Genomic DNA, 6,629 nt, shown 5'->3' on the forward strand with positions numbered 1-6,629 from the left:
ACTCAGCGGGGCGGCTCTGGCGGCTCGTGCGGGAACAGCGAGGGCGGCAGGCTGCCGCGCGTGCTCCACAGGTCCTTCAGCGCGCGCCCCGGATCGGCGGCCGCCAGCTGCACGCCGGCGGCGATCGTCCGCATGATGTCGGTCATCGCCCCGGCCGGCAGCACGTCGGGGTCGGCCAGCATCAGCACGCTGGTGAGCCCGCCGCGCACCTCCACCCGCACCCGGAACGCCTGCCCGTACTGCTGGGCGAGCGGCGTCCAGGCCAGATCGGCCGGGGCCGGGTCGTTCGGGTCGCTGGGGCGGCGGTCCACCTGGATGTAGTTGAACCAGGCGCGGAACAGGTGGTTGACCCAGCAGTCGTGCCCCGGCCGCTCGCCGTGCCCGGCCGCCACCTCGGCGATCCTGTCGAAGTCGTAGCAGGAGTACCGGTAGGCCTTCGCGCTCGCCCAGTGGAGCCGCTTGACGTGCTCGGCGATCGTGGAGCGCGGGTCCACGGCCGTGACGAACGGGATGAGCTGGTTCATCGTGCCCACGTTGTGCTGGTCCTCCGGCGCGAACCGGTTGGAGGACATCAGGCTCATCGTCACCCGCTCCACGTCCAGGTGCCGGGCCAGGCCCGCGGCCACGAACGCCATCACCACGGCCGGGGCGGTCACCCCGTGCCGCCTGCCGGCCTCCGCCGCCAGCCCGCCCAGGCTGCGCGACCGCAGCGTCAGCTCCAGCCGGTCGCGCTCGACCCCGGCGGGCAGCGTGGGCAGGGCGTCCATCAGGCCGTCGTCCAGCACGCTGCGCCAGTACCGCTCGGAGCTCTCCTGCCGGGGCCGCCACGAGTCCTCCCGCTGCCGCCGCGCCAGCTCGCGCGGCGGGGGCCCCACCGGCGCGGTCGCCCGCGGGTCGGCCGCCAGCGCCTTGAACTGGTCCTGCAGGTGGTGGATCGACCACAGGTCCATGATCAGGTGGGAGAACGACAGGCACAGGTACATCGGCGCCCCCTGCGAGCTGATCAGCCGGCCACGCCAGTTCAGCGCGTCGCTCATCGCGAACGGCACCGCCACCAGCTCGGCCTTGGTCCGCTCGTGCTCGGTGGGGTCGGTGACGATCCGGTCGATCCGCTCGATCGGCAGCTCGACGTCCTCGTCGACGCACTGCACCGGCCGGCGGCCGCCCCGGTCCCGGTAGGTGGTGCGCAGCACCTCGTGCCGCTCCACCAGCCGCCGCAGCGCCTCCTCCACCCGCTCGCCGGAGAGGCCGCGCAGATCCCAGGTGGTCGCCAGGTTGGCCTCCGCCAGCCAGCCCCGCGGATACCGCTCTATTTCCCGCCAGCTGAAGAGCTGGCCGTGACTGAGAGGCGCCTCGACGGACATGTGATCTCCTCCGCAGCTTTCTCCGTCCGCCATTCTTCGCGGACCCGGACGACCGGGGTCAAGAGCGGAGCCGGTGGCCTGCGGTGGCCAGAAACGGTGGCAACTATATGTCGGCGGACCGGGCGTGTGCCGGGGCGGAACGCAACCTTAAAGTCGCAATTGACTAAGTCATAGCCGCGTTCCAGATCGGCTGTCGAGTAATTCTTCGGAGCCGTTTTCCGACAAGGCGTCGATATTTGACGCTCCCCGAGGCGTGAGGCTTGAGGTGGCGCATTGATGGCTGGTGAGTCGACACAGCGGGCCGTGAACGAGGGGCCGGTCGCCGTAGCCGTCGTCGGCATGGCGTGCAGGCTTCCGGGGGCCGCCGATCCCGGGCGGTTCTGGCGGCTGCTGCGCGAGGGCGCGGACGCCGTCACCGAGGCGCCCGAGGGCCGGGTGGCGGAGGGCAGCGCCTACCGGCGCGGCGGGTTCCTGGAGGACGTGGACGGCTTCGACGCGGCCTTCTTCGGCATCTCGCCCAACGAGGCCGCGGCGATGGACCCGCATCAGCGCCTGGTGCTCGAACTCGCCTGGGAGGCGCTGGAGAACGCCCGCGCCGTGCCGGTCTCGCTGCGCGGCAGCGCCACCGGGGTGTTCCTGGGCGCCATCTCCAACGACTGGGCGGCCCTGCAGGACCGGCTCGGCGGCGTCGGGCGCCACGCCTACACCGGCGCCAACCGCGCCATGATCGCCAACCGGGTGTCGTACGTGCTCGGCCTGCGCGGTCCCTCGCTCACCCTCGACACCGGTCAGTCGTCGTCGCTGGTGGCCGTCTGGATGGCCGCCGAGAGCCTGCGCCGCGGCGAGAGCGACGTGGCGCTGGCCGGCGGCGCGAACCTGAACCTGCTGCCGGAGACCACCGACGCCATCGGCGCCTTCGGCGCGCTGTCGCCCGACGGCCGCTGCCACGTCTTCGACCACCGCGCCAACGGGTACGTGCGCGGCGAGGGCGGCGCGCTGGTCGTGCTCAAGCGCCTGCCCGACGCGCTCGCCGCCGGCGACACCGTGCACGCGGTGATCTTGGGCGGAGCGGTCAACAACGACGGCGGCGGGGAGGGCCTCACCGTGCCCAGCCGCCGCGCCCAGCAGGACGTCATCACGCTGGCCTGCGACCGGGCCGGGGTGCGGCCCGGCCAGGTCCGGTACGTGGAGCTGCACGGCACCGGCACCAAGGTCGGCGACCCGGTGGAGGCCGCGGCGCTCGGGGCCGCGTACGGGACCGCCCGGCCGGACGGCGACCCCCTGCTCGTGGGCTCGGTCAAGACGAACATCGGCCACCTGGAAGGCGCGGCGGGCATCGCCGGGCTGCTCAAGGTCGTCCTGTCGCTCAGGCACGGCGAACTGCCCCCCAGCCTCCACTTCGAGTCCGCGCCCCCGGAGATCCCCCTCGACGACCTGCGCCTGCGCGTCGTCACCGAGGCCAGGCCCCTGCCCGGCCCCGTGGTCGCCGCCGTCAGCTCCTTCGGCATGGGCGGCACCAACTGCCACCTGATCCTCACCTCGCCTCCCGTGCCGGCGTCCCCCTCCGCTCCCGTCTCCCGTACCGAGGACGCTCCCTGGGTGCTGTCGGCACGGGCGGAGGGGGCGTTGCGGGAGTGGGCCGAGCGCCTCACGGCGCCGGCCGAGGACCTCGGCGCCGACCCGGCGGACGTGGCGCTGAGCCTCGTCCGCACCCGCGCCGCCTTCGGACGCCGCGCCGTGATCCTCGCCCCCGACCGCGGCACCCGCCTGTCCGCGCTCCGGGCTCTGGCCGCCGGGGAACCGCACGACGCCCTCGTGACCGGTACGCAGACCGCCGGCGCGCGCGCCTTCGTCTTCCCCGGACAGGGCTCGCAGTGGCCCGCCATGGCGCGCGAGCTGCCGGCGGCCTCGCCGGTGTTCGCCGGGAGGCTGGCCGAGTGCGCGCGGGCGCTGGCCCCCTTCACCGGCTTCGACCTCCTGGACGTCCTGCGCGAGCGCCCCGGCGCGCCCGGCCTGGACCGGGTGGAGGTGGTGCAGCCCGCGCTCTGGGCGGTCATGGTGAGCCTGGCCGAGGTGTGGAGGTCCCACGGCGTCGAACCCGACGTGGTGATCGGCCACTCCCAGGGCGAGATCGCCGCCGCCGTCGTCGCCGGCGCGCTGACCCTGGACGACGCGGCCCGGGTCGTCGCGCTGCGCAGCCGGGCCATCGCGGGCATCGGGGGCTCCGGCGGCATGATGTCGGTGGCCGCAGGCCCCGACGCGGTGGAGCGGGCGATCGCGGAGCTGTCCGTGCCCGTCACCGTGGCCGCCGTCAACGGCCCGCGCTCGGTCGTCGTCTCCGGCCCCCGCGAGGCGCTGTCCGCCCTGGCCGGTCGCCTCGCCGACGTCTCCACCAAGATCATCCCGGTCACGTACGCCTCCCACTCCCCGCAGGTCGAGCAGGTACGGGAGGAGATCCTGCGCGACCTCGCCCCCATCCGCCCGCGGAGCGGCACCACCACGTTCGTCTCCACGCTCACCGGCGAGCCGATGGACACCGCCGGCCTGGACGCCGGCTACTGGTACCGCAGCCTGCGCCGGCCCGTCCGCTTCACCGAGGCGGTGGAGGCGGCGCTGAACGGACGGGGCTGCGCGTTGTTCGTCGAGTGCAGCCCGCACCCCGTGCTGGTGACCGCCGTGGAGGAGACCGCGGAGGCGGCGGGACGGGAGGCGGCCGCGGTCGGCACGCTGCGCCGCGGCGAGGGCGGGCGCGATCGCCTGCTGCGCTCGTTCGCGCAGGCGTACACGTGGGGCGCCCCCGTGGACTGGTCCGGTCTGTACGGCGGGGCCCGGCTCGTGGACCTGCCGTCCTACCCCTTCCAGCGCCGTCACCACGCCCCCGCCCGCCCCGCGCGCCGTACGGCGGCCTGGATCCCGCCCGCCGAGGAGAGCGCGCCCGAGCCGGCCGAGTCCGAGGCGGCCGGGCCCGCCCGCTCCAAGGGCGAGCTGCGCGACCTGGTGCTGTCCACCACCGCGCGCCTGCTCGGCTACGCCGGCGCGGCCGACGTGGAGCCCGGCCGCACGTTCAAGGACCTGGGGCTGGAGTCGGTGGCGGCCGTCGAGCTGCGCGATCGGCTGCGCACCGCGACCGGGCTGCGGCTCCCCACCGGCCTGCTGTACGACCACCCGACCCCCGAGCGCTTGGCCGTCCACCTCCACGGGCTGCTGACCGGCGGCACGGCCGAGCCGGCGGCCGAGACCCGCGACGGCGGCGGCGACGACCCGATCGCGGTGGTCGGCATGGGCTGCCGCTACCCCGGCGGGGTCGCCTCGCCCGAGGACCTGTGGCGGCTGGTCGCCGACGGCGCCGACGCGATCGGCGAGTTCCCCGGGAACCGCGGCTGGGACCTCGAGACGCTGTTCGCCACCGGGCCGGACCGCTCGGGGACCAGCGACACCGGGCACGGCGGTTTCGTCTACGACGCCGACCTGTTCGACGCCGCCTTCTTCGGCATCAGCCCGCGCGAGGCCACGGCGATGGACCCGCAGCAGCGGCTGCTGCTGGAGACCTGCTGGGAGGCCGTGGAGGGGGCCGGGATCGACCCGGCCGGGCTGCGCGGCTCGCCCACCGGCGTGTTCGTCGGCGCCATGGCCCCCGACTACGGTCCCCGGCTGCACCAGTCCACCGGCACCGCGGACGGCCACCTGCTCACCGGCACCGCGCTCAGCGTCGTGTCCGGTCGCATCGCCTACACCCTGGGGCTGCGGGGACCGGCCATCACCACCGACACGGCCTGCTCGTCCTCGCTGGTCGCCATCCACCTCGCGGTGCGGGCGCTGCGGCGGCGGGAGTGCTCGCTGGCGCTGGCCGGCGGCGTCACGGTGATGTCCAGCCCCGGCATGTTCGTCGAGTTCAGCAGGCAGGGCGGGCTGTCCCCGGACGGCCGGTGCAAGGCGTTCGCCGCCACGGCCGACGGGACCGGCTGGGCCGAGGGCGCGGGCATGGTGGTGCTCGAACGCCTCTCCGACGCCCGCCGTCACGGCCACTGCGTCCTCGCCGTGATCCGCGGCACGGCCGTCAACCAGGACGGCGCCAGCAACGGCCTGACCGCTCCCAGCGGCCAGGCCCAGCAGGAGGTCATCCGTCAGGCGCTCGCCGACGCCGGGCTCGCCCCGGCGGATGTGGACGCGGTCGAGGCCCACGGCACCGGCACCCGGCTGGGCGACCCGATCGAGGCCGAAGCCCTGCTGGCCACCTACGGAACCCGCCGTCCGGCCGAGCGGCCCGTGTGGCTCGGCTCGGTCAAGTCGAACATCGGTCACACCCAGGCCGCCGCCGGGGTGGCGGGCGTGATCAAGATGGTGGAGGCGTTGCGGCGGCGGAGGCTGCCGCCGACCCTGCATGTGACCGAGCCGACGCCGCATGTGGACTGGTCGGCCGGTGAGGTGCGGCTGCTGACCGGGCCGGTGGAGTTGCCGGGTTCGGATCCGGTGCGCGCCGGCGTCTCCTCCTTCGGTATCTCCGGGACGAACGCCCATGTGATCGTGGAGAGTCCTCCGGTCGAGGAGCCCGTACAGGCGCCCGCGGACGGGCCGGCGGCGGTCGGCGGGTCTGTTCCGTCTGACGAGTCCGTTTCGGTCGACGGGTCTGTCCCGGCCGATGAGTCTGCGCCGGTCGGTGGCCCTGTGCCGGTCGGCGGGTCGTCTGTGGCATCGGGTCTGGTGTCGGTGGACGGGCCGTTGGTGTGGGTGGTCTCGGCCAAGAGTGCGGGGGCGTTGCGGGCGCAGGCCGCGCGGCTGGCGCGGTTCGCTTCCGGATTGCCGCGGGTGGAGCTGGCCGGGGTGGGCCGGGTGTTGGCGGGGCGGTCGCGGTGGGCGCATCGGGCGGTGGTGGTGGCCGCCGATGGGGCGGAGCTGGTGGCGGGGCTGGAGGCGGTGGCTGCGGGTCAGGGGCATGGTGCGGTGGTGGCGGGGGTGGCGGCGGGGTCGGTGCGGCCGGTGTTCGTCTTTCCCGGGCAGGGGTCGCAGTGGGCGGGCATGGCGGTGGAGCTGTTGGAGGCCAGTGCGGTTTTCCGGGCTGAGCTGGAGCGGTGTGACGGGGTGCTGGCGGGGTTGACCGGGTGGACGGCCACGCAGGTGTTGCGGGGGCAGGCGGGTGCGCCGGAGTTGGCGGGTTCGCAGGTGATCCAGCCGGTGTTGTGGGCGGTGATGGTGGCGCTGGCCGGGTTGTGGCGGCGGGCCGGGGTGCAGCCGCAGGCCGTGGTGGGCCACTCCCAAGGCGAGATC

2 protein-coding genes are annotated in these 6,629 nt (G+C 74.8%); one reads left to right on the top strand and one right to left on the bottom strand.

Annotated features, from left to right (window positions below; genetic code table 11):
* Window positions 1–2 precede the first annotated feature (2 nt).
* Window positions 3–1,364: a condensation domain-containing protein gene (locus Psi01_RS37170; protein WP_204068859.1), complete on the bottom strand. Its 1,362-nt coding sequence runs from the start codon at window positions 1,362–1,364 to the stop codon at window positions 3–5.
* 276 nt (window positions 1,365–1,640) lie between these two features.
* Here Psi01_RS37170 and Psi01_RS37175 point away from each other — a divergent pair.
* The coding region (locus Psi01_RS37175; protein WP_204068860.1) for a type I polyketide synthase at window positions 1,641–6,629 on the top strand (4,989 nt) is incomplete at its 3' end.

The organism is Paraplanobispora siamensis (genome assembly GCF_016863175.1).
In the GTDB taxonomy this organism is placed as follows: domain Bacteria; phylum Actinomycetota; class Actinomycetes; order Streptosporangiales; family Streptosporangiaceae; genus Planobispora; species Planobispora siamensis.

Excerpts from the sequence above, each read along its gene's own strand:
- Psi01_RS37170 (WP_204068859.1), bottom strand. The coding sequence starts at position 1,364 with ATGTCCGTCGAGGCGCCTCTCAGTCACGGCCAGCTCTTCAGCTGGCGG.